Source organism: Flavobacterium succinicans LMG 10402 (genome assembly GCF_000611675.1).
Classification (GTDB): Bacteria; Bacteroidota; Bacteroidia; order Flavobacteriales; family Flavobacteriaceae; genus Flavobacterium; species Flavobacterium succinicans.
Genome location: NZ_JATV01000003.1, coordinates 118,451 through 144,598, shown reverse-complemented (window position 1 = coordinate 144,598; position 26,148 = coordinate 118,451). Strand labels below are relative to the sequence as shown.

The following is a 26,148-nucleotide window of genomic DNA, read 5'->3' as shown; positions in this document are numbered from 1 at the left end:
TTAGTATTCGCCTTCTGCCGAAGCTCCATCGATTATGGCTTTGGCTCCAGAAGTTCCAATGCGTTGTACACCAAGTTGTATCATTTGAATGGCATCTTGATAATTTCTAACACCTCCAGCAGCTTTTACAGGTAAGGGCGAAGCATTTTCAAGCATTAACTTTATCGTATCAACAGTTGCACCATTAGGCTCGTTATTGGCTGTTTGATAAAATCCTGTAGACGATTTCACAAAGATTGATGCGAAGTCTTCTTCTTCAAAATGCTGCAAAACAACATTTTTGATGAATGCAGAAAGTTGAATAATTTGGGTATGATTCAAAGCTGCCACTTCAATGATCCATTTTACAACCTTCTTATGTGCTAAACCTAACTTTGTTCCTTGTACAATCTCTTGCTTCACCAATTCAAACTCCCCTCTTTTAAAGGCTTCGTAATCACAAACAAAATCCAAATCGTCGGCTCCGTCTGCTATGGCTTGTTCAGCCTCTGCCAACTTAGCTTGCAGATTAGCATCCCCTTTTGGAAAAGCAATGACAGTACCAATTAGAACTTTGGAACCTACGGCTTCGATTAATTGTTTAGCCAAGGCCACTCGATCTGGACGAATCATAATCAATTTGAATTGTTCACGAATCGCTTCTTCAATGCATTCTGTAACCACTAGAACATTTTCAGCTTCAGAAATATTAGCTTGTTCATTGGTTTTTAAATAAGTTGAATCGAGGTAAGATCTAAGGTTCATAAGAATTTAGGTTTTAGAATTTTACAAATAATCGCTACAAAAGTACTGTATAAATAGAAAAAAAAGCAAAGAAGCTGTTATTTTTCATTTCGCCGAATTTGTTTTTAATCTCAAGGATATATTTAGAAAGAAGAAACCATATCACTAAAAAAAAATCCCATCGAAATGGGATTTTAATTATTCAATGTCTTTAGTGGCGTTACAATAAGCATTCAACATAGCGATTGCTAAAAGTGCCCCTAGAACGTTGGCTAAAATATCGGAAACATCGGCACTGCGAGTGGTTGTTAAAAAGCCTTGAGCAAATTCAATCAGCAATCCAAAAACAAAGGAGAGCAAAAAAGAAAAGACCAATACTTTGTTGACAGCATCAAAAAACTTGCTTTTGAAAAATGCCATACCCCAAAGTGAGGTAAACGACAAATGCATTACAAAATGCACTACTTTATCAATTCCAACGATATTAATAGTTGGAACATCAGATGATTTTATCAAGCAAACAAAAAGAATGAAACCTGTCCAAACGATAGCTAGGCCGAAAAAAAAATATTTATGCACCAATTAATTCTTTGTAAGCTGCATCAGATAACAACTCTTCTATTTCGCTTGGATTAGCAATTTTTACTTTCACCATCCATCCCGCTCCGTAAGGATCAGCATTCACCGTTTCAGGAGCTGCTTCTAAATCATCATTAAAGGCGATAATCTCTCCGCTAAGTGGTAAAAATAAATCAGAAACCGTTTTAACAGCTTCTACCGTTCCGAAAACTTCGTCTTTATCTAATGTTTGGTCTAAAGTCTCTACTTCTACATAGACAATATCTCCTAACTCTTTTTGTGCAAAATGAGTAATTCCTACGGTTGCAATATCGCCTTCGATACTAACCCATTCGTGATCTTTTGTGTACTTTAAATTTGATGGTACGCTCATAATATATAAATGTTGTGTTATTTACAATAAGAAGCAAAGGTAACTATCTTGTATTAATTTTTTACAAAGAATAAGTACAAATTAATTACCAAAATTATAACGCAAGGTAAACCCTGAACGTATATTAGTTAACGGAAAAGTAGTTGAAATTACCGCTTTCGAGAACGAATGGTCATAATAGAAAATAGCCGTCAAATTTTTACTAAACGAATAATCTGCAGCCACACGCAATTGCCAAATATTTTGTCCCGCCGCCAATTTATTATTATCATAATCCAAGTAACGAACTAGGGTTTGATTGTTACGATACGACACATCCGCTTTCAAATTAATATCACTTTTGATGATTCCAGTGGGGCTATCGGCCAAGCGCGAAGAAAAAATAACATCTTTAAATCGATAACCTAATCCAACAATGTATTCGATTCCTTTGACTTCGGTCAATAAATTATTATCAAAACTCATGGACAAAGCACGATCTTTTTTGATTTCAGTTAATACCTTAAAGGAGTTTTTCAATTCAAAATCTAAACGAATAAGCGGACTAAATTGTTCAACCAAGTTGATGTTAGACAATACAATTGGGTTAAAATAATTTCCTCCAACATCTGTTCCATTTGGTTTTTTGGTATACTCAAAATTAGAACGATAATCATTGATCGTATAGGATGAGCGATAGTGATGTAAGAGTGAAACTCTTTTGAATCGATTTTTAAAAAAATTGTACCTCATAAAACCGCTGTACTTAATAGACCAGTTCGGGATTGGAAAACTTCTAAATATACCTGTAGAAACGTCATTGGCATTCCCACCTGTATACGCCGCCAAAAACGAAGGTAACAATACCGCTTGATTGTTTTTGCCGTACCCTTTTGGAAATCCATCGGCATCAATATTGGCAGGATTGGAGAGATCAATACCACGTTGCGAAGCCAATCGATTCGCAATAATTAATCTGTTACTTCTAAAATCGTCGAAAGCATCCGAACCATTGACATCACTTTTAGAAAAAGCTGTTTTTATTAAAACGGTAGAGATCGAAAACATTCCGTAGCTATAAGGCGACAATGATCGATAATTGCCATCAATTACATTGTATTGCTCGGATGAATTTTCAGAATAAGAGCGGTCAGCAGTTAAGTCTATTTTAAAATCAGGAAACAAATCAACATTAGCAGTAGCCTTTAATATTTTATTGGTTACTTGGGTATAATTTTGATTAAAGTCTTGATAATTGGTCAACCAACCCCTTTTGGCCGATTCATATCTGATATCATCTTGACTTCCAAAAATAAATCCTATGGAAGGCTTAGTAGAACCTAAAAAGCCTAAACCTTGTGTAAAACCAGGCAACACCGTACCACTATTGTGCGTATAATTGACTTGAATGTTTTTTACACTAGTCAAAACACCCACTAATCCATCCATAAAAGGGCTTCTTTGCTGTATTGGTTTTATGGCAGTATTCACTACTTTTTCTCCAGGTTTTGGTGCCAGGGCTTTGGGTTTGGCTGACGACGCTCCTTTTTTAGTAAGCCCTAGATATTTGTACAAGGTTTCCATTGCGAAAGAAGTATTCAATATTTTGGAACTCGCATTTTGGATCGTATTCCCTAAATTATAATCAACCCCACCGATAGAAATATCGGACAAAGCATTCGATGCGCGCTGCCAACTATAATCGCCTTGGTAAGTAAAACTAGCCTTCACAAAGCTAAAGACCGGGATTTTATTTAAAGGAATTTCATAGTTAACAATCAGTTGCTGTGTATGCTGGTTCGGATCTCCGATATCAAAATAACTATCCCAAATGGTAAAGGTATCAATTGGCGTATTATCTTCATTCAAATAACTTTTAACAATATTATTTGAAGAAGCAGTATAATTTAATCGCAATGATTTTGTCAAATTATAATTGAACCCATACTGATAATTGAAAGCGAAATTTCGACGATATAAAGGATCTAACCCAATCCCCACTACATCTACTTGTCTAAATTGTTGACGGTTGTACTGACGAATAACGCTAGAGTTAAATGTAATATTAGTAGGTAAATAATTAAAATTAAAGTCTTGTAACCATTTCCAATACTCACTCTTTTTTACAAAAGTTTTTTTCTTAAATGGCTCTACTGGTTTAGGCTGAAAATTAAAAGCATAGTTTACCGTGGTATTACTCAATTGGTCCGTATAGCTTTCAATTTCATAATCATGACGTTCTACTTCATTGTAAGACTGAGAGAAGGTAAAGTTCTCCGGATCATAGACTCTTTGTTTTTGTTCTGGACTTCTCTCTTTTCTAACGCCAATAAAATTAATACTGGTACGTTTAGTATAATCCACAGCGCGACTTTCTATATTTTCTCTAGCCTCTTTGTCAGTAGTAAATTTCAATAATTCTTTTAACCTAATATCCTGATTGAAAGGATCGTACTCTGGGGTAATTACTTCCTCGCCAATACCGTAATTAAAAGGCAAATTGATCCCCCATTTTTTAGGTAATAATTGTCCCAAATTCAAATTTGTCACTATACCATATTGTTGTATATCCTCTCGACTACGCTCATTAGGCCCTTGCTCTAAAGCACCAAAACCAATGGTTGTTTTTCTACCCGTGAGCGATAGCGTTGCAAAGTCGGCCATATTAGTGTCAATGTTTAACAAAGCTGCCATTCCTCCTTTGTTGTCCATATCGGCTAGACGCAATTCATTAAACCACACTTCGCCTAGAATACGCCTTTGATCATCATTTTTTAGCCCCACCATCAAAGTTCTAACCAAACCAAAATTTGGATTTCCTTTGATTCCTATTCTCAATTTATTGTTTTTACCTGCTAAAGACCCGTCCAGTTCGTCTTCAAATTTATAAAAAATACCATCTGCAGGAAGCGTAGCTGGATCGATAGACATCGCTAAAATTTTTAACTGAGTCAATAAAGCCAATTTCAAATCTATTTCATTCGCTTCTGGCCAAACTAATTCTGGGCTCACTGGCGGACAATCCGAAGTTGATAAAGACACAGGCAAGGTTACTTTTAATGGAATCTCTATTTGATAAAAATTCTCAGTAAAGTCGTTTCCGAATCGAATAAATCCTACCATTTGATTGTCTCTCAAAGCTACTTCATTGGGTAAAGACTCGGCATGCAAGAACATTTTCAATTTATTGAATTGTCTCATGTCAATGCTTACATTTTTGAACACAGCACGAGCATCATTGGGTTCTAACCCACTTCCCGACACACGCAACGATAAAGATTGTTCATTTTGATTAATCACAGTGTTATTATTGAACAACTGCTCTCTGGTTACTCCCGGAGGCGTAACATAATTGATGGGGCAGCGTTCGTTGTTTTCCTGAATATTTACTGCTAAAACATCCAACTTCGTATCATCATCTGTGGTATTGGGATCATTCACTTCGAATGATTTATCATAACGTCTCCATTCGCCTCGTACCAAATCTAAGGCACCAAAACGAAGGGTTACAGGGGATTCAAAATTAGTCATGAACATTCTCATGAATCGGATAGAACGAAAATCCGAAATCCCACCAATGGTGTTTTGAGGCTGTGAAACCGGAATTTTAAATTGTATCCATCGCGCTTCAGTAGCCGAACCATCGGGCAAAGTTACCTGTGTATTTCTAATATCAGTAATATTGTTTTCACCAACACTCATACCCGGACGCATATCAATACTATATTCGTAATAAGCATTGATGGTATTCATTGTATTATCACGATTGATATCTTCTACATCTGGAAATGTAGTGGATCCTCTATTCGCATCCGAAATATTAACTGCAGAGTTTCCGTCGGTTCCGTTATATTTTTTGTAACGATCCACTACTCCTCCGGTCGTATTCGCAAAATAAGTATAATCGTCAGCAGCAGGATCGGGTTCAGAAGCATAATTAGTATATACTGAGGCTTCTTGAGCGTTTTTCATTCCATCTAAGCCCACGTCTTGATTGGCTCGGTTTTCAGCATTGCCATCAAAAGCATAGATCAAGGATTGCGAAGCAGGTACATCTCCCCAAATCGGTCTTGGGTTAACTAGTATTTGATCTGAACCTAAACCATTCTCGTATTGTTTTCTACCGTCTTTGAGGATATCCTCTGAAATTTCACCTAAATTAAAATACACCTTGCCTGAATTGGTCGGGCTAGCATTGCCTTTGCCTACATAAGGATCCAAAACCCAAAACTGTATATACTCTACATTACCTTGTTCAAAATTTGTGGTATTAATGGCACGCATAATTCCTCCAAAATTATCTTTAGGTGTGGCCGAAAAAGTGGGCGAATTATTATACGGGCCTCTTTCTTGAGGGAAAAAACTCAAATCTAGGGTATTGATCACTTGAGTTTGACCTTGAGCAATGTCGGTATTTGGATACAACTCTTGACTAAAAACACGCCTTGTAGTATTCAAAGAAATATCATTATTGGTGATACCCGCTGGTTTTTGTGTATAAAACAAAGGATCGATAGTGTACCAAGCCAATTTAGCTCTTTTGAAACCGTAACTTAAATCGGTGGCACTTTCGTTGAAATTGTACAAACTCTCAGCATCATTAACTGGAGTAGATGATAAAAACCAAGCAAATGGAGAACGCAAATCTATAGTAGACTGAGACCCTTCAAAATCATCAACATAAACAGTAGATTCTCCTTCGAATTGATCTGCTTTTGGCGTATCCGGTTTTAAAAAAGCTACTTCCCCTCGAATGGACAAATTGGAAGGTACATCGGTATCAATGTTAGGCAGTTTATTGACTAATCTTGTAAAAAAAGGAACCTCTGCAGCAAAGTTTCCATTAAATCCAAAAATAGTATTGTTCACGGATTCTTGTCCATAACTAGACTTTTGAGTAAACGGTCTTTCGGACATCTTTAAAAAAGTTCCTCCCAACACAAATTTTTCTGAGATTTTATGTTCTACATTCAATCCCATAAAACGTCGGGTTTGTTGTCCGAAAATCGAATTATTTTCTAAAGACACTTCGATTGGAGTATTAGAAGCTTGTAAGGAAGGATCCAAAATTTGTACTCTTCCTAATTGATAATTTACACTATAATCCACCCCTTCGACTAATCGTCGTCCCGCCGCAGTAACCACTACAGAGCCTTGCGGCACATTGAGTGCTCCAATTGGAATACCGTCTCCACTAGAGGATTTGAACTTTCCTCGAATCAAATATTTGTTTTTATCAATATCTTGCAAAGCACCCGCTTGCGTATTGCGGTACATACTTCTAAAAACATATTTTTTCTGATTCCCATTATAAGAATCTACATCATTATATTTTTCAAGCGAATTCGGATTTTTTAATTTTGAAAAGATCAGTTCCCCAAATGGTTCTTTGGTGGTAAACATGATTCTACCATTTTGGGTATCGATAGTGGTTCCCGGAAGAAAATCAAAAAAACCATCGCCACCCGATTGCGGATCGTTATTAAAATTCAATCGATCCAAATTAAATACTTTCAACAAAGGAGTTTCGGCTACTTTATTTTCTGGTGTTGGATTGGAAGGGAATGGACTTCCGTTTACCTCGGTAATATAATTAATCGGAGATGGATCGGCATACAAAATGTTTACTCGGAAATCTTCTTGCTTTAATTGATAACCACCGGGAACTTGATAAATGTTTTTCATCATCAAATTCCAAATAGGATCCTTGACATTGGTTAGGTTGCTTTTAAGCATTTTCAAAATCAAACTTTGGGTAATAATTGCCTGATTTGCATTATTATTTCCGCCTACAACTTCGGTAGCATCGACTCCATCATTTCCAAATTCCCCAACCTGATACACTTGATCACCAATGGTGTACTGATAGGCAACAGCCAAAATCTCATCGTTACTCAAACGCTGTTGCAACGAAATAAAACCTAATTTTGAATTATAAGTATACTCATTAGCGGTTAATTTTCGGGCATTTTCAAGTTTCGAATAATCTCTACCTTCCGTAACTGTGGTATTAAATCCAGAGCTTGAAGTGGCAATCTCTCTAATATTTGAATTCAATAATCCCGATCCTGCAGTAATTTGGCCCGGATCATAATCATTGTTGGTATTGTCTGAAGGTGAATTAGCAGGATTGTTAAAAATTCCAGTAGAGGGACTCAAAACCACCACTTCGTTATCCGCTAAATCCGATAACTGTGACTCCCCTAAATCCTGTAATGCGATAATATTTCGTAAATTATTGGAAGTAGCATTTACGCGATTTTGTCTGTTGGTCACCCAAACTTCGATACGTGTAATCTGTACTCTACTGTCAATGAATGGATAGCCCTCAAGTGCTTTATCGTATCGATTTCTAAAATATTGCGACAAGAAAAAGTGTCTATCATTGTCATAATCCAAAGCAAAAAGCTCATAATTCTGAACAGTTCCTCCGCCTTCAGCAACCAAGCTTTTAGTTTGCGATTTTTGTTCTGAAAAAACACCAGTAAAAGTTGTTCTACCAAATTGCAATTGAGCTTTTACCCCAAATAAACTTTGTGCGCCACGAATCAAGGAGCTATTTAAAGGCAAGCTCACGTTACCCACTTCTATTTTTTGAACAATATCATCCTCGGTTGGAGTAAATTCTAACTTGATTAAATTTTGAAAAGCAAAAGTAGATTGTGTATCATAATTAGCGTTCACCCCTAATCGGGTTCCTACTTTCCCCATCAAACTCATACTAATACGTTGATCAAAATCAAAAGAAGTATTGGCTCGGTTTCTTGGAGAAAAAGAAGGATTATCTTGTTTGGTGTAGCGAACACCGAGATCCATTTCTACAGAACCTGTTGGTTTTACATCAATAGTATTACTTCCAAAAACAGATTCAAAAAAGCTTGATTTTATATAATAGCGAGGCAATAAGTCCTTTTTAGCTTCTTCAGCACCGTTCTTTCTACCATCAATAGCGTCTGCTTTCTTCTTAAAATAAGTACGTCTTGATTCTTGCAAAACTAACTTTTCGTATTCCGCAGGCGTCAAAATAACAGGGAAATTGATTGTAATTCCTTCTAAATCGCTGGAATAAATATACCGATCTGTTATTGGGTCATAGGTATAAGAAGACACTATACTTTTGGGATCTTTAATTTGAAGCTTTCCAACTGTATATCCTTTTTTGACCGTGTCTTGAATGGCAGGAATTACTTGTCCATACGATACAACACTGGCACATACAACAAATAAAAAAATACAAATTTTATGCATGCAATGGGGCTCTCGTGTTTTTTTTACAAACTTTTTAAGGCTTTCTTAATTATAGTTTCGACTGTAGCTTCGGGTTCTGCTAAGACAATTTTTTCGATAATTTTCTCACAAGTTTTTCGAACAAAACCTAAAACTTCTAGAGCAGATAACGCTTCATCTTTATTTGTATTGCTTTGCGAAACGGAAAGTTCGTCTAAATCGTATAATTTTACTACTTTTTCTTTCAAATCCAAAATAACACGTTGTGCAGTTTTGTTGCCAATGCCTTTTATGGATTGAATGGTCGCTACATCTGCAGCAGCGATGGCATTTGTAATTTGTCTCGGATCTAATGAAGAAAGCATGGTTCTAGCAATACCAGCACCTATGCCTGAAACGGACAATAATAATCGAAATATTTCTCGTTCTGATTTTTCTATAAAACCGTATAAAGTATGGGCGTCTTCTTTAATTTGAAGATGCGTGTGTAGCTTCACAAAATCAGTAGCAGGAAGCAATGAATAAGTATGTAATGAAATATTAATATGATAACCTACACCAGCACAATCGATAACTACATGTGTGGGTGATTTTTCGACTAATTTTCCTTGTAAATGTGCAATCATTTAATCTATTTAAAGAACCAAATATAACAAAAAAAAGTCTAGCAGTTGACTGAAAATCATCCGCTAGACTTTTAAATAAAATGGAGTAATTTAGTTACCCCCTTTTTTCTTTGCTTTTTCTTGAGCATCGATAATGGCAATGGTAGCCATATTTACCATTTCTTCAACACTTGCTCCTAGTTGAAAAACGTGTACCGGCTTACCCATTCCTAGCATAATTGGCCCTATAGATTCCACTTTATCGAGTTCTTTTAATAACTTACTAGTAATATTGGCCGATTCCAAATTAGGGAAAATCAAGGTATTTACTTTCTTGTCGGCTAGTTTAGAAAACGGAAATTTAGCTTTTAGCATTTCTGGATTCAATGCAAAATCGGCTTGAATTTCGCCATCAATACAAAGGTCAGGATGGTTTTCGTGCAAATAACTAACGGCTTGTCGAACTTTCTCTGCATTTGGATTAGGAGATGAACCAAAATTAGAATAAGAAACCATGGCAATTACCGGGGTAACACCAAACATTTTAGCTGTTTTAGCTGTCATTAAAGCAATTTTTGCTAAATCATCAGCTGATGGATTAATATTAATTGATGTATCAGAGAAAAACATGGGACCTCTTTTGGTCATCATGATATTTGTGGTCGCTACAATTGACGCTCCTGGAGCTTTATCTACCAATTGCAACATTGGCTTTACCACTGAGGGATAACTTCTGGTATGTCCAGTCACCAAGGCATCGGCCTCACCGGTATTGACCATCATTGCGGCAAAATAATTACGCTCACGCATTAATTTTTGGGCATCTAGAAAAGAGATTCCTCTTCTTTTTCGGGTTTCCCAATAGCTTGTGGCAAATCGATTGCGTCTTTCTTCTTCTTCTTTTTCTTTAGGATCAATGATGGTAACGTTAGCATCAAAACCTATTTCTTGTTTTAATTCTAAAATAATTTCTTTGTTTCCTAACAAAATTGGAAAACCAATCCCTTCATCATGAACAATCTGAGCAGCTTTTAACACGTCCAAATGATCGGCTTCGGCAAAGATGATCGATTTAGGATCTGATTTGGCTCTAGTAGTAATCATTCGAACCAATTTATTATCGTTACCTAAACGCTCCAATAATTCATCTTTATATTTTTCCCAATCCAAAATAGGATGTTGAGCTACTCCTGAGTCCATTGCCGCTTTGGCTACTGCAGGCGCCACAACCGAAATCAAACGTGGATCAAATGGTTTTGGGATGATATAATCGCGTCCGAAGGTCAACTTGGTTGCTCCATACGCTACATTCACTTGTTCAGGCACCGATTCTTTAGCCAAAGAAGCCAATGCTCTAACAGCCGCCATTTTCATGGCTTCATTAATTTTGGTCGCACGAACATCCAAAGCCCCTCTAAAGATATAAGGGAATCCCAAAACATTATTTACTTGGTTTGGATAATCCGAACGCCCCGTAGCCATGATGATATCTTTTCGAGTAGCAATAGCTAAATTATATTCAATCTCTGGATCGGGATTAGCCATAGCAAATACTATTGGATTATCCGCCATACTCAAAAGCATTTCGGGTGTCAACACATCCTTAGTAGACAGTCCAAGGAACAAATCGCAACCTTTCATCGCCTCTACTAGACTGATTTTTTCTCCTTCGCGAGCATATCTTTTTTGCATTTCAGAAAGTGTAGGATTGTCTATAGTCAACAAACCTTTACTATTGAACATATACACATTCTCAGGTTTAACGCCTAAAAGCACATATAAATCTGCACAAGCTATTGCCGCTGAACCTGCACCAGAAACCACCATTTTAACTTCTTCGGCTTTTTTATCGGCTAATTCTAAGGCATTAATTAACGCTGCAGAAGAGATAATCGCCGTTCCGTGTTGATCGTCGTGCATGACCGGAATATTCAATTCTTCCACCAATCGTCTTTCAATTTCAAAAGATTCTGGTGCTTTGATATCTTCCAGATTGATTCCTCCGAAAGTAGGAGCTATATTTTTTACTGTCTCGATGAATTCGTCAACATTTTTAGTTCCGATTTCAATGTCAAACACATCAATATCCGAAAATATTTTGAACAAAAGTCCTTTTCCCTCCATTACGGGTTTTGAAGCTTCGGGGCCAATGTCACCAAGACCTAAAACAGCCGTTCCATTGGTAATTACAGCTACTAAGTTTCCTTTTGCCGTATATTTATAAACGTTATTAATATCTTTTGCAATTTCTAAACAAGGTTCAGCTACACCAGGCGAATAGGCTAATGACAAGTCTCTTTGAGTAGCGTATTTTTTAGTGGGTACTACTTGAATTTTTCCAGGAGTTGGCTTTGCGTGGTATAATAAAGCTTCCTTTCTTTTGTTGTTATTCTCCATTTTTTTAGATTTTATCTGACCCGCAAAGATAAGTTTCTAAAACAACAATTAAACTAAAAAATTAACTTTATGATTCTTTTAAGGACAAAAAAAAAGCTGCAAATGCAGCTTTTACTAAAAAATATTTTTTTTTATTTATCCTTGGGTGATATACGAATTTAAATGCGCAATGGTTTCTTTTTGCATTTCGATAATTGCTTTTACAACATCACTAATAGAAATGATACCAACAACTACATCATTTTCAACTACTGGTAAGTGACGGACTCTTTTGGTGCTCATCAATTCCATGCAGTACTCTAGTTTATCTGAGGGACTAACTGTAAAAACCTCGGTAACCATGATTTCATGAACGAATGCTTTCTTAGAAGATTTTGATTTTAAAACGATTTTTCTAGCATAATCTCTTTCCGATAAAATCCCTTTTAGAATACCTTCCTCAATGATAAGAATGGCGCCTATGTTTTTTTCGCTCATCACAGTTAACGCTTCGTAAACAGTGTTACTGGAAAGTATAGAATACACATCCTTCCCCTTGGCGCTTAATATTTGATTAACAGTCATATAAATTAATTTAAATAATTATAAAGTTAAAAAAATAAACATTCAAAAACACAAAAGAATACGATAATTAAAAAAAATAACAGAAACAAAAAAACATACAACTACTTCTCTTTCTGCGTTTACCATGAACCACATTATTAAAGCGTATTTCTGGGGCCAAAACTATTTTGAGTGGTCCACATTACGAATAAGCCCATTCCATTTGGTTCGTTTCAGAGGAGAATTTTTAAATACAGCATTAAAAGTTTCAGATGTGATTTCTTCCCAGTCTTTTTTTGACCACCCGAGCATTTCAGGATTGGGGTTAAACAAAGGTTCTTGATGGGGTTTCGAGAATCGATTCCAAGGACATACGTCTTGACAAACATCACAACCAAAAATCCAATCGTCAAATTTCCCTTTGAATTCTGTTGGAATATTATCCTTTAATTCAATCGTAAAATAAGAAATACATTTACTCCCGTCTACTACGTAAGGCGAAACAATAGCTTGAGTAGGACATGAGTCAAGACAAGCAGTACAAGTACCACAATGATCTGTTGTAGCATGGTCATATACTAAATCCAGATCAACAATCAACTCCGCAATAAAATAAAATGAGCCGACCTTTTGTGCGATTAAATTACTGTTTTTCCCAATCCATCCTAAACCACTTTTCGCAGCCCATGCTTTATCTAGAACAGGTGCCGAATCAACGAATGCTCTTCCTGAAACTTCACCAATTTCATTTTGAATGGAAAACAATAACTCCTTTAATTTGTCTTTAATTACAAAATGATAATCTTGCCCAAAAGCGTATTTTGAAATCTTATAAGAATCTGGATTTTGTACTTCAGAAGGATAATAGTTCAATAACAAAGAGATTACGCTCTTTGCACCATCAACTAAAAGGGTAGGATCGAGTCTTTTGTCAAAATGGTTCTCCATATAACTCATTTGACCATTCATCTGATGATTCAACCACTTCTCTAATCTTGGTGCTTCACTCTCAAGGAAACCAACTTTAGAAATACCACAAGATAAAAAGCCGAGTCTTTTGGATTCGGCTTTTATAAATTGAGTATATTTTTCTTTGTTATTAATCATTACTAAAACAATCCGCCTTGAACATTCATTCTAACTTTACCCAGATGTTGATAGGCTTTTTCAGTTACTTCTCTTCCACGTGGTGTTCTCATAATAAAACCTTCTTGAATCAAGAAAGGCTCATATACCTCTTCAATAGTTTCACTACTCTCGGATACAGCAGTTGCCAAAGTAGTTAAGCCTACAGGGCCGCCTTTGAATTTATCAATAATAGTGATTAGGATTTTATTATCCATTTCATCCAGCCCGTGTGCATCAACATTAAGAGCTTTAAGTGCAAAACGAGCAATTTCTATATCAATGGTACCATTACCTTTAATCTGAGCAAAATCACGAACTCTACGCAACAAAGCATTGGCAATTCGTGGTGTACCTCTACTTCTTCCAGCAATTTCTATCGCAGCTTCCATGGTAATTGGCATTTTAAAAATCGATGAACTGCGCTCAACAATAGTAGTAAGCAACTCAGTAGAATAATATTGTAAACGAGATGAAATACCAAAACGAGCACGCATTGGAGCCGTAAGTAAACCCGAACGAGTAGTAGCGCCAATCAATGTAAAAGGATTTAAATTGATTTGAACCGTTCTTGCATTAGGACCAGATTCAATCATAATATCAATTTTAAAGTCCTCCATGGCAGAATACAAATATTCCTCTACAATCGGACTTAATCGATGAATTTCATCAATAAAAAGGACATCTCTTTCTTCTAAATTAGTAAGCAAACCTGCTAAATCTCCGGGTTTATCAAGTACTGGTCCAGAAGTTATTTTAATCCCTACTTGCAATTCATTGGCCAAAATATTAGCTAACGTAGTTTTTCCTAAACCTGGAGGTCCATGAAAAAGGGTATGGTCTAACGCTTCATTTCGCTGATTAGCAGCTGCAACAAAGACTTTCAAATTTTCCAAGACTTGATCTTGACCAGCAAAGTCGTCAAAACTAAGTGGCCTTAATCTTTTTTCTATATCAAGCTCGTCCGAATTATAATTAGTATTCGTAGGGTCTAAATTCTCATTCATTCGATAAAGGTAAAAAAAGGGTTTGCAATAAAAAAGCCTTTCACAAGGAAAGGCTTTTTTAACTTATATTTAAAACTACTAGTGATGTAAAACTTCCTCACCTGGTTTCATTGGAATATTCTGAGGGACAAAATCAGTATCATGACCCGGTTTACTGTAATCATAAGGCCATCTGTGTACTTCTGGAAGTTCACCAGGCCAGTTACCGTGAATATGTTCTACAGGAGCTGTCCATTCAAGAGTATTTGATTTCCATGGGTTTTGTTCAGCTTTCTTACCATAAAATATACTTACAAAGAAGTTATACAAGAATACCAATTGAAAAGCACCTCCAACTAAAGCAAAAGTAGTAATCAATACATTCACATTTTGTAAATCATCAAAAAGAGGAAAGTTAGTATTTGTATAGTAACGTCTAGGTAAACCAGCTAATCCAATAAAGTGCATTGGGAAGAAAACACCATAAGCACATACTGCAGTTACCCAAAAGTGAATGTATCCTAAATTCTTATTTAACATTCTACCGAACATTCTTGGGAACCAATGGTAAACACCAGCAAACATTCCATAAAGTGCAGAAATACCCATTACCAAGTGGAAGTGAGCTACCACAAAGTAAGTATCGTGAACATTAATATCTAGTGTACTATCTCCAAGAATAATTCCAGTTAAACCACCAGTAATGAAAGTTGAAACCAAACCAATTGAGAACAACATCGCTGGGTTCAATTGTAAGTTACCTTTCCATAAAGTAGTGATATAATTAAATGCTTTTACGGCAGATGGAATTGCAATCAATAAAGTCGTAAATGTAAATACAGAACCTAAGAAAGGATTCATTCCTGAAATAAACATATGGTGACCCCAAACAATTGTTGACAAGAAAGCGATCGCCAAAATAGACATAATCATCGCTCTATATCCAAAAATTGGTTTACGAGAATTCGTAGCAATAATCTCAGAAGTAATTCCTAATGCTGGTAGTAATACGATGTAAACCTCTGGGTGACCTAAGAACCAAAATAAATGCTCAAAAAGAACTGGTGATCCACCTTGATAATGTAAAACCTCCCCTGCAATGTATATATCAGATAAGAAGAATGACGTACCAAAACTTCTATCAAAGATCAATAATAAAGCAGCTGAAAGCAAAACTGGAAAGGAAATAATACCAATAATTGCAGTTACAAAAAACGCCCAAATAGTTAATGGCATTCTAGTCATTGTCATTCCCTTAGTTCTTAAATTGATTACAGTAACTACGTAATTCAAAGAACCCATTAAAGAAGAAGCAATAAAAATAGCCATTGAAACTAACCAAAGCGTCATACCCGTTCCTGAACCAGGAATTGCTTGAGGTAAAGCACTTAATGGAGGATAAATTGTCCATCCAGAAGAAGCTGGACCTGCTTCTACAAAAAGAGAGCAAATCATAATTACACTTGACAAGAAAAATAACCAATATGATACCATATTCATGAACCCTGACGCCATATCTCTAGCACCAATTTGAAGCGGAATCAATAAGTTACTAAAAGTACCACTTAACCCTGCCGTCAAAACAAAGAAAACCATTATGGTTCCATGAATGGTAACCAAAGCTAAATAAATATCATTAGCCATAACTCCATCGGGAGCAAATTTATCGCCTAATAAAATATTGAATATTTTAAAAGACTCCTCTGGCCATGCCAATTGCATTCTAAAAAGCAAAGACATTCCAACACCAATAATCCCCATCACAATACCAGTAATTAAGTATTGTTTAGCAATCATTTTATGATCAATACTAAAAATATATTTAGTAATGAATGTATCCTTATGATGGTGTTCGTGCTCGTGATCGTGTCCGTGATCGTGACCTTCTGCTGACATATATATACTTTTAAATATTCTTAATTAATTATTTCATTGCTACTTTAACAGCAGCCGGCTCAATTGCAACACTTGAACTATCTTTAGCTGTTCCAGCATCAGTTGCAGGAGCTTCTTTGGATGCTTTGTATTCTTTAACTAAAGCCACTTTATCACTTAACCATTTTTTGTAATCCTCTGGAGTATCTACAACTACTTTCATTTGCATATTATAGTGTGAAGCTCCACAAATTTTGTTACACAACAAAAGATAGTCGAAAGTATAAGGATCTAAAGCAGTTCCGCCTTTTGCAACCAACTCAGTACTTTTCTTAGAACGCAAATCGTTAATGCGAGCTACCTTTTCAATCATAAAAGGCAAATCTCTGTATTCAGCTGTAGTATAAGTAGGCGTAAATCCAAACTCAGTAACCATACCAGGAACGCAGTTCATTTGAGCTCTAAAATGAGGCATATAAGCAGAATGTAATACATCTTGAGAGCGCATTTTGAAAAGTACTTTTTTACCTTTTGGGATGTGGATTTCAGTGGCTAGGAAATCATCAGCAGCATTTTTATCTGCAATATCAACACCAACAGAATTTACTCCATCAATCAAACGTACGTTAGCTTTCCCTAACACTTGATCAGCACCAGCATATCTAGCCGTCCATTTAAATTGTTGCGCATATAACTCAATTACAACAGTATCTTCATCTTCTTCGATAAACATGATGTTTGTCCAAGCATACAAACCATATAAAATCAAACCTGCTAAAACCACTGCCGGAATGACACTCCAAATAGCTTCTAACTTATTGTTATCAGCATAATACAAAGCTTTTCTGTCTTTATTACCTCTATACTTGAAAGAAAAGTAATGTAATAATACTTGAGTGATTGCTTGTACTGTGAAAATTAATACCCAAGTGATGTTCATTAAACTATCAACAGTAGCCCCATGTTCAGATGCAGGTGTATGCAAAGGCAAATCACCCCATTTAATCAAACCATAAATTGTAAAAATATAAATGAAGGCTAAAAAACCAAACATTAGATATCCTTGTACGTTATTATCATTATCAGTGGCTATCTGAGAATCATCAGATTTAGATCCAACTTGAGTTAGATCAAAAATCTTAGTCAATTGCCAAAGAGCAACAGCTAATAAAACTAAAACTATAATTACCAACAAACTTGTCATCTGTTTTTTCTGTTTAAATATTAATAATGAAAGTGTTTACTCTCCTCAATAAAAGGATTTCTTTTAGGCAACAATGGCGCTTTTGTAAGTGCTGTAAAAACAACATATATAAACAAACCAAGGAAAAACAAAACAGATGCAATCTCAGGAATACCAATGAACCATTGATCACCTACAGTACCTGGCATAATCATATTGAAGAAATCAACATAATGACCCAATAAAATCACTGTACCTGCCATTACTAACACCCAAGTAATTCTCTTAAAATCAGTATTAATTAAAATCAAGAGAGGAAATAAGAAATTCATAACCACCGCTCCAAAGAAAGGTAAATTGTACTGTTGAATTCTAGTAACAAAGTAAGTAACTTCTTCAGGGATATTAGCATACCAAATCAACATAAATTGAGAGAACCATAAATACGTCCAGAAAACACTAATACCAAACATAAACTTAGCTAAATCATGAATGTGACTTGTATTTACATGCTCTAAATATCCTTTAGATTTTAAGTACAAAGTTACCATACAAATAGTAGTGATACCACTTACAAAGAAGCTAGCAAAAACATACCATCCAAACAAAGTACTGAACCAGTGTGGATCAATAGACATAATCCAATCCCAAGACATAATAGACTCCGTAACAATAAAGAAAACTAAAAAGAGTGCTGACATCTTAAAATTCTTTTTGTAAAAAGAATTATCATCAGATTCGTCTTGTGCTAAACAATTTTTTCTAGAAAAATATCTGTAAGCATTCCATCCTAACAAAAAGATAGCAGCTCTAACAATCCAAAATGGAAAATTCAAATAACCAGATTTAGTTTGTATCAATTTATCATGAGCAACAACTTCAGGATCTAACCAGATAAACAAATGGTTAAAATGCAATCCACATAAAACTAAAATAATAAAGAATATTACAGAACCTACTGGCAAATAAGCCGTGATACCTTGCATTACTCTAAACAACACTGGTGACCAACCCGCTTGAGCAACCTGTTGAATAGCATAGAAAGCTAAAGTTCCTAATGACAACAACATGAAAAAGATACAAGCTACATAAACAGCAGCCCATGGCTTATTACTTAATTGATGTAAAACATGCTCTAAATGCTCTTTATGTTCCGCATCTGCGTGTGCATCATGAGCAACAGCATTTGCCTGTGCATCATGCGCAGCAACTGGCGCAGCATGAACTGAATCACCTGCAGTTTCATGGGAAACTTCGGCAGCTGCATGTGTTGTATCTTTATGAGCAGCTTCAGCTTTAACAGGAGTTGCATGGTCAGCAACAGCTGTAGCCGAATGTTCTTCGGCAGGAGTTGCATGAGTAGCTTCTCCATGACCTCCATGTGAATCCGCGGCAAGAAGAGCTTCCACTTCTTGAATATCTTTTGGTGCACTATAAAAACCATAACCAATACCTAATAAACCAACAGCCATTAGGATAAGAGAAAAAGTTTTTAATTTACTTGAAAATGTATACATATCTATTACGATCAGTTTGTTCAACAATTATAATTCGCTTTTTAGTTTAAGAACATAGTCTACCACTAACCAACGTTCTTGTGCACTCAATTGATTTGCATGTGATCCCATAGAATTCAATCCATAAGTAATTACATGGAATACACTTCCTTCCGTAATTGGACGGTCAGCATAACTAGGTACACCAAGAAACTTTTCTCTTTCAACTAATTTACCTTTACCATTTCCTGTTGCTCCATGACAACTCATACAGTAAATTTCAAAAAGTTCTTTACCTTTTTCAGGATTTTTACTTAAAGAATCCAATGGAGACTTCAAATTAGCTTTCGCTAATTCATAACCTGCAGTTGAATTTTCATACTCATAAACTTCAAATCCTCTTTTAAGAGAACCCTTAGCAGGCAATTGCCCTTCTTTACCATCTTTAAAAGCATCAGACTCTGCATAGGTCTCGTAACCTACAGATTCATACATGTTTGGAAAATACTGATAGTTCGGGGTCAATTTATCTTGACATGACGAAACTAACAAAGTAATACCAGCCAAAAGCGTCAATTTATATATACTTCTCATAGCTACAATTAATTCTTATCTATTACATTTACTTCTACTGCACCTGTACTTTTAAAGAAAGAAACTAATTCTTCTTCATTATTATTAACCGCTACTTCCATCAAAAAATGGTCATCAGTTGTTCTAACATCAGGATTTTCAGCTTGTTTAAATGGCCACAATTTACTTCTCATGTAAAATGTGATTACCATTAAGTGAGCAGCAAAGAAAACTGTTTCTTCAAACATAATTGGCACAAAAGCTGGCATGTTTTCGATGTAGCTAAAACTTGGTTTACCACCAATATCTTGAGGCCAATCTTGAATCATGATATAATTCATCATCCAAGTAGCGAATGAAATACCACACAAACCATAGATAAAAGCACAAATAGCTAATCTAGTTGGTGCCAATCCCATTGCTTTATCTAATCCGTGTACAGGAAAAGGGGTAAAAACTTCTTCAATATGATGATGTGCTGCACGTGTTTTTTTAACGGCATCCATTAATACATCATCGTCGTTGTATATAGCGTATATTACTTTATTACTCATGGTGTACATCTTTATTAGCTTCTCTTTCTCTTTTGTAGTTATCTCCACTTCCTTTTAAAATTGTTTTTACTTCAGCCTGAGCAATCACAGGGAAAGTTCTTGAATACAATAAAAACAACACAAAGAAGAATCCAATAGTTCCTATAAAAATACCAATATCAACAAAGGTTGGTGAAAACATCGTCCAAGAAGATGGTAAATAATCTCTGTGCAAAGAAGTAACAATAATTACGAAACGCTCAAACCACATTCCAATGTTTACAACAATAGAGATTACAAACGAAAACATGATACTTGTACGTAATTTTTTGAACCACATGAACTGAGGAGAGAAAACGTTACACGTCATCATTGCCCAATATGCCCACCAGTAAGGCCCAGTAGCTCTATTCAAGAATGCATATTGTTCGTATTCAACTCCTGAATACCAAGCGATGAATAATTCAGTGATGTAAGCAACACCTACAATAGAACCCGTAATCATAATTACGATATTCATTAACTCGATATGTTGAACAGTAATATAAGCCTCTAAGTTAGATACTTTTCTCATAATAATAAGCAAGGTGTTAACCATAGCAAACCCTGAGAAAACCGCACCAGCAACAAAGTAAGGAGGAAAAATGGTGGTATGCCATCCTGGAATTACAGAAGTAGCAAAGTCCATTGATACAATGGTGTGTACAGAAAGTACAAGTGGAGTTGCTAAACCTGCAAGTACAAGAGAAACCTCTTCAAAACGTTGCCAATCTTTAGCTCTACCACTCCATCCAAAACTTAGGATAGAATATACTCTTTTGTTAAAAGGCGTTACTGCTCTATCTCGCAACATGGCAAAATCAGGCAAAAGACCAGTCCACCAGAAAACTAATGAAACTGACAAATAAGTTGAAATTGCAAATACGTCCCATAATAATGGTGAGTTGAAGTTAACCCAAAGAGAACCAAATTGATTTGGAACTGGAAGTACCCAATACGCTAACCATGGACGACCCATGTGAATAATTGGAAACAAACCTGCTTGAATAACTGAGAAGATAGTCATGGCTTCCGCAGAACGGTTAATAGCCATTCTCCATCGTTGACGGAAAAGTAAAAGTACTGCTGAAATTAACGTTCCAGCGTGCCCGATACCTACCCACCAAACGAAGTTAGTGATATCCCAGGCCCATCCAACTGTTTTGTTTAATCCCCAAGTTCCGATACCGGTAGATACTGTGTAAATAATACAACCCAATCCCCAAAGGAAAGCGGTTAATGCGATTGTGAATACAATCCACCAATGCTTATTAGCTTTACCTTCAACAGGTGCTGCTACATCTACAGTTACATCGTGATAAGATTTATCACCTATAACTAAGGGTTTTCTAATGGCTGCTTCGTAGTGAGACGACATAATCCTTTATATTGATTCTTAATTAATTTTTTTTTACTAGATATTTCTAACTTTAACTTGATAAACCACGTTTGGTTTTGTACCAACATGCTCTAACAAATGGTATGATCTTTCATCTGCAGCTAACTTAGCAACCACAGCCTCTTTATCATTAACATCACCAAAAGTCATGGCGCCAGAAGAACAAGCATTAGAACAAGCAGTTTGGAATTCTCCATCTTTAATCGCTCTACCTTCTCTTTTCGCTTTAAGAATAGTTGCTTGTGTCATTTGAATACACATCGAACATTTCTCCATAACTCCACGAGAACGAACGTTAACATCTGGATTTAATACCATTCTACCCAAATCATCATTCATATGATAATCGAACTCGCTGTTTTTGTTGTACAAGAACCAGTTAAAACGACGTACTTTATATGGACAGTTGTTCGCACAGTAACGAGTACCAACGCAACGGTTATAAGCCATTTGGTTTTGACCTTGACGACCATGAGACGTTGCTGCAACTGGACAAACTGTTTCACATGGTGCGTGATTACAGTGCTGACACATAACAGGCTGGAAAGAAACTTGTGGATTATCCGCTGCTTTTTCCATTTCATTGAAAGTAGATAACGAACTAGACAAACCAGCTATATTCTCTTTTCTTTCAACATCACCAGCAAAAGTACTTTCAGAAGAATAATATCTGTCGATACGCAACCAATGCATATCTCTACTTCTTCTAATTTCATCTTTTCCAACAACTGGTACGTTATTTTCAGCATGACAAGCAATTACACATGCTCCACAACCAGTACAAGCATTTAAATCAATTGAAAGATTAAAATGATGACCAATCGAACGATCGAAAGAATCCCACAACCCAACAGAAGTAGCTTCTACTTCTTTGTGATCCAAAGAAACAACTGGTTGTTCATTCCAAACAGCAGCATCTTTAGTATTAAAGATCTCTAAAGTAGTTTCTTTAATAATATCTCCACGACCCATTAATGTTTTTTGACCTTGAACACAAGCAAACTCATGTTCTCCAGAAGCCAATTCAAGGGTTACGTTTTGTAAATCATTAAAATCTTTATATAATGAGTAAGCGTTAATACCTACTTGCATTTCTTCTTTAAGAGCAGCTTTACGTCCGTAACCTAGAGCCATACCAACAGTTCCAACCGCTTGACCAGGTTGCACGATAACAGGAACATTCTCTAAAGTAACACCATTAGCTGTTAACTTCACGTAAGAACCATTCAAACCACCATTAGCCACAATTTCGTTTGACAATCCAATTTTAGTTGCATCAGCATTAGAAACTGTAATATAGTTATCCCAAGAAACTCTCGTAATTGGATCTGGAAATTCTTGCAACCAAGGGTTATTGGCTTGTTGACCATCTCCCATACCAGTTTTAGTATACAACACTAATTCTAAACCTTTAACACTTGATGCACTGGCTAAGATATTTGCAGCAGCACCATAGTTAACTGTTCCTGCAGAAGCAGTACCAACTGTACCAACATAAATACCATCATGCAGCACTTTATTCCAGCTTGAACCTACAAAATTTGCAGCCGAAACCGCTTTCAAGTAATCATAATAAGCACCAGGAATACCATTTAGTGACAACAAAACATCTTGAAATTGTTTGGTATCAAATAAAGGGCGAATGGTTGGTTGAGTAATACTATAAGAACCTTCCGTTAATTGCAAATCACCCCAAGACTCTAAATAATGTGGAACTGGAGCAGCAATAGTAGCCAATAAGGCAGTTTCATCTTCTTTGATTGTTAAAGCAACAGAAGTAGTAACTTTTTTCAAACCATCAACAAATGATTTGCTATCAGCTAAAGTATACACTGGATTAACACCACTCATAATCAATGTATGAACAATTCCAGCATTCATGTCTTTTAATAATTGAGCAACAGCTGCATTTGAACCTTTTCTGATCAAACGTGCACCTGAAGTAACAAACGCTTCGCTTGATAAAGCTTGATTAATAGCCAAAACTAATAACTGCGCATTTACGTCTTGAATCCCACAAACCAAAACTCCTTTGGAACCTGCAGATTTCAATTGTTGAGCAGCTTTTGTAACTTCAGCTTTGAATTTATCATCTAATTTTACTGAAACATTATTTCCAGTAATAACATTATATATATGAACTAAAGCTTGTTTTTGATTAGCAACAGACATTGGCACACGCTTATCAGCAGCAGCACCAGATAATGTCATATTCGCTTCAAATTGAAAATGACGAGACATTTTTCCGGCTTTAGGAATTCTACCTTGTGCATATCCAGCATCAAAACCACCTCCTTGCCAATCTCCTAAGAAATCAGCTCCTACAGAAACAATCAAAGAAGCTTTTGAAAAATCATAATCAACTAAAGCTCTTTTGCCATAAACAGTTTGAAATGCATCTAGCGCTTCTGAAGAAGATACAGCATCATAAACTACATGTTTAGCATTTGGGTTTTTAGCTGTAAACTCAGCAATCAATTTTTCTGTTGAAGGGCTAGCTAAAGTATTGGTAAGCAAAACTACTTGACCGCCTTTTGCTTTAGCCTCAGCGACACTAGATTTCAACTTAGCATCTACTGAAGACCAAGAAGCAGCTTTTCCTGCTACTTTAGGCTCTTTCAAACGCATATTATCATACAATGACAATATAGACGCATGTATTCTAGCATTAGCAGAAAATTTAGCTCCTGCTATTGTATTATTATCGATTTTAATAGGTCGTCCTTCACGAGTTTTAACCAATAAATTAGCAAAATCAAAACCGTCAAAAACAGTTGTAGCATAATAATCTGCTACACCAGGAATGATTTCCTCAGGTTGCAACACATAAGGTATTGATTTGTTTACAGGTCCTTCGCACGCTGCTAAAGTTGCAGCAGCAGTACTAAAACCAACGTACTTTAAAAAATCACGACGTGAAGTAGAGGAAGATAATTTATCGCTATTCCCCAAAAATTCATCGGTAGGAATCTCTTCAACAAACTCGTTATTCTTAAGCGCCTCAACAATAGAACTATTTCCGTCTAGTTCTTCAACACTTTTCCAGTATTTTTTGTTTGATGACATATTATATATAAATATTAAATCTTAATAATTTCTTTTTAATAGTGGCATTTACCACACTCCAAACCTCCCATTTGAGCAGCTGTTAATTTCTCAACACCATACTTCTTAGAAAGTTCTTCGTGAATTTTGGTATAATACTCGTTTCCTTCCGTTTTAACATCTGTCTTTCTATGACAATCAATACACCAACCCATTGTTAATGGAGCAAATTGTTTTTGAATTTCATACGTTTCAACAGGCCCGTGACAAGTTTGACATTCAATTCCAGCAACGGTTACGTGCTGAGAGTGATTGAAATATACGAAGTCTGGTAAATTATGAATACGAACCCATTTAACCGGTTGCGTTTTACCAGTGTAAGATTGTGTAGTTTTATCCCAACCTACAGCAGCATATAATTTTTGAATTTGCTCATCATAGAAAGCTTTACTGTATTCAGGAGTAGCAGTTGTTTCAGCTACTTCAGAGATGTTTTTATGACAGTTCATACAAACATTTAAAGATGGAATACCAGCATTTTTACTTACTCTTGCGGCCGAGTGACAATATTTACAGTTAATTTCATTATCACCAGCATGGATTTTATGAGAATAATGAATAGGCTGAATTGGAGCATATTCTTGATCTACACCAATTTGCATTAAATACCCATAAACAAAGTAAGCACTACACAACAACAAAAGGATAGCAGAAACTAAAACTAAAAATTGATTTTTAGCAAAAGCTTTCCAAATAGGCATCGATGGTGATTTAGACTCCACTTCAATACCATTTGCTCTAGCAACTTTTCTCAATACATTGTTCACAAAAAACAAAAGAACTACCAACATAGCCATCACCAATGCCAATGCACCAAGAATAACATTGTTACTAATTCCACCTTCTTGGTTCTGAGCCCCAGCAGTAGGAGTTGCACCTGCAGCAGCAACAGGAGTTTCTGCTTTTGGCTCTGAAGTATACGCTATAATATTATCAATATCTTCATTTGACAACTGTGGAAAAGCAGTCATTACTGCTTTATTGTTTTCTTCAAAAACTTTTACTGCAGCAGCATCACCTGACTTAATTAAATCAGAGCTGTTTTTAACCCACTTGTAAAGCCAAGCCATTTCATACTTAGAAGCTACACCTCTTAATGCAGGCCCTGTAGCCTTTGCGTCTAATTTATGACATGCAGCACAATTGGCATTAAACAATTCCTTTCCTTTAGCTGTATCTCCCCCAGCACTAGGTGCTGGCGCAGCTGTATCTGTAGCAGCAGCGGCAGGATCTTGCGCAAATAAACTCAAGGACATCGTTAGCATTAATGCTAAACTAAAACATAATTTCCTTGTCATCGAACTATGGTTACCCATCTTTTTCATATAGTATAGTAATTATCCACAATATTGATATGTATTTTTTCAAAGTATACCCGAAAAAAAACACTTCTTTTTTTTAAATACGG

Annotated in this window: 17 protein-coding genes; all 17 read right to left on the bottom strand. The window is 35.9% G+C overall.

Translation table 11 applies throughout. The features are described from left to right. Positions 1–744, bottom strand: coding sequence for a deoxyribose-phosphate aldolase (gene deoC / locus AO58_RS0103685; protein ID WP_024980405.1), 744 nt, complete (start codon positions 742–744; stop codon positions 1–3). 177 nt (positions 745–921) lie between these two features. Then, entirely contained in the window at positions 922–1,302 is a 381-nt protein-coding gene (locus AO58_RS0103680; RefSeq protein WP_074917560.1) for a VanZ family protein, read from the bottom strand. Next, positions 1,295–1,675 carry a glycine cleavage system protein GcvH gene (gcvH, locus tag AO58_RS0103675; RefSeq protein WP_024980403.1) on the bottom strand — a complete coding sequence of 127 codons (381 nt, stop codon included), beginning with the start codon at positions 1,673–1,675 and terminating at the stop codon, positions 1,295–1,297. Before gcvH ends, AO58_RS0103680 begins: the two co-directional genes overlap by 8 nt. Positions 1,676–1,756: 81 nt before the next feature. Further along, positions 1,757–8,902, bottom strand: coding sequence for a T9SS outer membrane translocon Sov/SprA (gene sov, locus AO58_RS0103670; protein ID WP_024980402.1), 7,146 nt, complete (start codon positions 8,900–8,902; stop codon positions 1,757–1,759). A gap of 23 nt (positions 8,903–8,925) precedes the next feature. Continuing rightward, positions 8,926–9,507, bottom strand: coding sequence for a Holliday junction branch migration protein RuvA (gene ruvA / locus AO58_RS0103665; protein ID WP_024980401.1), 582 nt, complete (start codon positions 9,505–9,507; stop codon positions 8,926–8,928). Positions 9,508–9,597: 90 nt separating this feature from the next. Further along, complete coding sequence (locus tag AO58_RS0103660) at positions 9,598–11,883, bottom strand: NADP-dependent malic enzyme (protein ID WP_024980400.1); 2,286 nt, start codon at positions 11,881–11,883, stop codon at positions 9,598–9,600. A gap of 135 nt (positions 11,884–12,018) precedes the next feature. Continuing rightward, a complete protein-coding gene (locus AO58_RS0103655) occupies positions 12,019–12,447 on the bottom strand; it encodes a CBS domain-containing protein (RefSeq protein ID WP_024980399.1) in 429 nt (142 codons plus the stop codon). A gap of 162 nt (positions 12,448–12,609) precedes the next feature. Continuing rightward, positions 12,610–13,533 carry a tRNA epoxyqueuosine(34) reductase QueG gene (queG, locus tag AO58_RS0103650; protein ID WP_024980398.1) on the bottom strand — a complete coding sequence of 308 codons (924 nt, stop codon included), beginning with the start codon at positions 13,531–13,533 and terminating at the stop codon, positions 12,610–12,612. 2 nt (positions 13,534–13,535) lie between these two features. Further along, positions 13,536–14,558, bottom strand: coding sequence for a Holliday junction branch migration DNA helicase RuvB (gene ruvB, locus AO58_RS0103645; RefSeq protein WP_024980397.1), 1,023 nt, complete (start codon positions 14,556–14,558; stop codon positions 13,536–13,538). Between the two features lie 78 nt (positions 14,559–14,636). Further along, entirely contained in the window at positions 14,637–16,433 is a 1,797-nt protein-coding gene (locus AO58_RS0103640; protein WP_024980396.1) for a cytochrome c oxidase subunit I, read from the bottom strand. Positions 16,434–16,461: 28 nt separating this feature from the next. Beyond that, a complete protein-coding gene (locus tag AO58_RS0103635; protein ID WP_024980395.1) occupies positions 16,462–17,616 on the bottom strand; it encodes a cytochrome c oxidase subunit II in 1,155 nt (384 codons plus the stop codon). A 20-nt stretch (positions 17,617–17,636) separates the two neighbouring features. Beyond that, a complete protein-coding gene (locus AO58_RS0103630; RefSeq protein WP_024980394.1) occupies positions 17,637–19,112 on the bottom strand; it encodes a hypothetical protein in 1,476 nt (491 codons plus the stop codon). A gap of 27 nt (positions 19,113–19,139) precedes the next feature. Beyond that, the gene (locus AO58_RS0103625) at positions 19,140–19,685 is read right to left on the bottom strand and encodes a c-type cytochrome (RefSeq protein ID WP_024980393.1); all 546 of its coding nucleotides are present in this window, start codon (positions 19,683–19,685) and stop codon (positions 19,140–19,142) included. Positions 19,686–19,693: 8 nt separating this feature from the next. Continuing rightward, entirely contained in the window at positions 19,694–20,218 is a 525-nt protein-coding gene (locus AO58_RS0103620; RefSeq protein WP_024980392.1) for a DUF3341 domain-containing protein, read from the bottom strand. Beyond that, positions 20,211–21,614 (bottom strand): NrfD/PsrC family molybdoenzyme membrane anchor subunit, encoded by a 1,404-nt coding sequence (nrfD, locus tag AO58_RS0103615; protein ID WP_024980391.1) that lies wholly within the window; start codon positions 21,612–21,614, stop codon positions 20,211–20,213. The genes AO58_RS0103620 and nrfD overlap by 8 nt, the downstream gene beginning before the upstream one ends. Before the next feature lie 36 nt (positions 21,615–21,650). After that, positions 21,651–24,701 (bottom strand): TAT-variant-translocated molybdopterin oxidoreductase, encoded by a 3,051-nt coding sequence (locus tag AO58_RS0103610; protein ID WP_024980390.1) that lies wholly within the window; start codon positions 24,699–24,701, stop codon positions 21,651–21,653. Positions 24,702–24,736: 35 nt separating this feature from the next. After that, entirely contained in the window at positions 24,737–26,065 is a 1,329-nt protein-coding gene (locus AO58_RS0103605; RefSeq protein WP_024980389.1) for a c-type cytochrome, read from the bottom strand. Positions 26,066–26,148: the final 83 nt, after the last annotated feature.

Coding starts and splice junctions, on each gene's coding strand:
- deoC (WP_024980405.1), bottom strand. CDS start 744: ATGAACCTTAGATCTTACCTCGATTCAACTTATTTAAAAACCAATGAA.
- gcvH (WP_024980403.1), bottom strand. CDS start 1,675: ATGAGCGTACCATCAAATTTAAAGTACACAAAAGATCACGAATGGGTT.
- sov (WP_024980402.1), bottom strand. CDS start 8,902: ATGCATAAAATTTGTATTTTTTTATTTGTTGTATGTGCCAGTGTTGTA.
- ruvA (WP_024980401.1), bottom strand. CDS start 9,507: ATGATTGCACATTTACAAGGAAAATTAGTCGAAAAATCACCCACACAT.
- AO58_RS0103660 (WP_024980400.1), bottom strand. CDS start 11,883: ATGGAGAATAACAACAAAAGAAAGGAAGCTTTATTATACCACGCAAAG.
- AO58_RS0103655 (WP_024980399.1), bottom strand. CDS start 12,447: ATGACTGTTAATCAAATATTAAGCGCCAAGGGGAAGGATGTGTATTCT.
- queG (WP_024980398.1), bottom strand. CDS start 13,533: ATGATTAATAACAAAGAAAAATATACTCAATTTATAAAAGCCGAATCC.
- ruvB (WP_024980397.1), bottom strand. CDS start 14,558: ATGAATGAGAATTTAGACCCTACGAATACTAATTATAATTCGGACGAG.
- AO58_RS0103640 (WP_024980396.1), bottom strand. CDS start 16,433: ATGTCAGCAGAAGGTCACGATCACGGACACGATCACGAGCACGAACAC.
- AO58_RS0103635 (WP_024980395.1), bottom strand. CDS start 17,616: ATGACAAGTTTGTTGGTAATTATAGTTTTAGTTTTATTAGCTGTTGCT.
- AO58_RS0103630 (WP_024980394.1), bottom strand. CDS start 19,112: ATGTATACATTTTCAAGTAAATTAAAAACTTTTTCTCTTATCCTAATG.
- AO58_RS0103625 (WP_024980393.1), bottom strand. CDS start 19,685: ATGAGAAGTATATATAAATTGACGCTTTTGGCTGGTATTACTTTGTTA.
- AO58_RS0103620 (WP_024980392.1), bottom strand. CDS start 20,218: ATGAGTAATAAAGTAATATACGCTATATACAACGACGATGATGTATTA.
- nrfD (WP_024980391.1), bottom strand. CDS start 21,614: ATGTCGTCTCACTACGAAGCAGCCATTAGAAAACCCTTAGTTATAGGT.
- AO58_RS0103610 (WP_024980390.1), bottom strand. CDS start 24,701: ATGTCATCAAACAAAAAATACTGGAAAAGTGTTGAAGAACTAGACGGA.
- AO58_RS0103605 (WP_024980389.1), bottom strand. CDS start 26,065: ATGAAAAAGATGGGTAACCATAGTTCGATGACAAGGAAATTATGTTTT.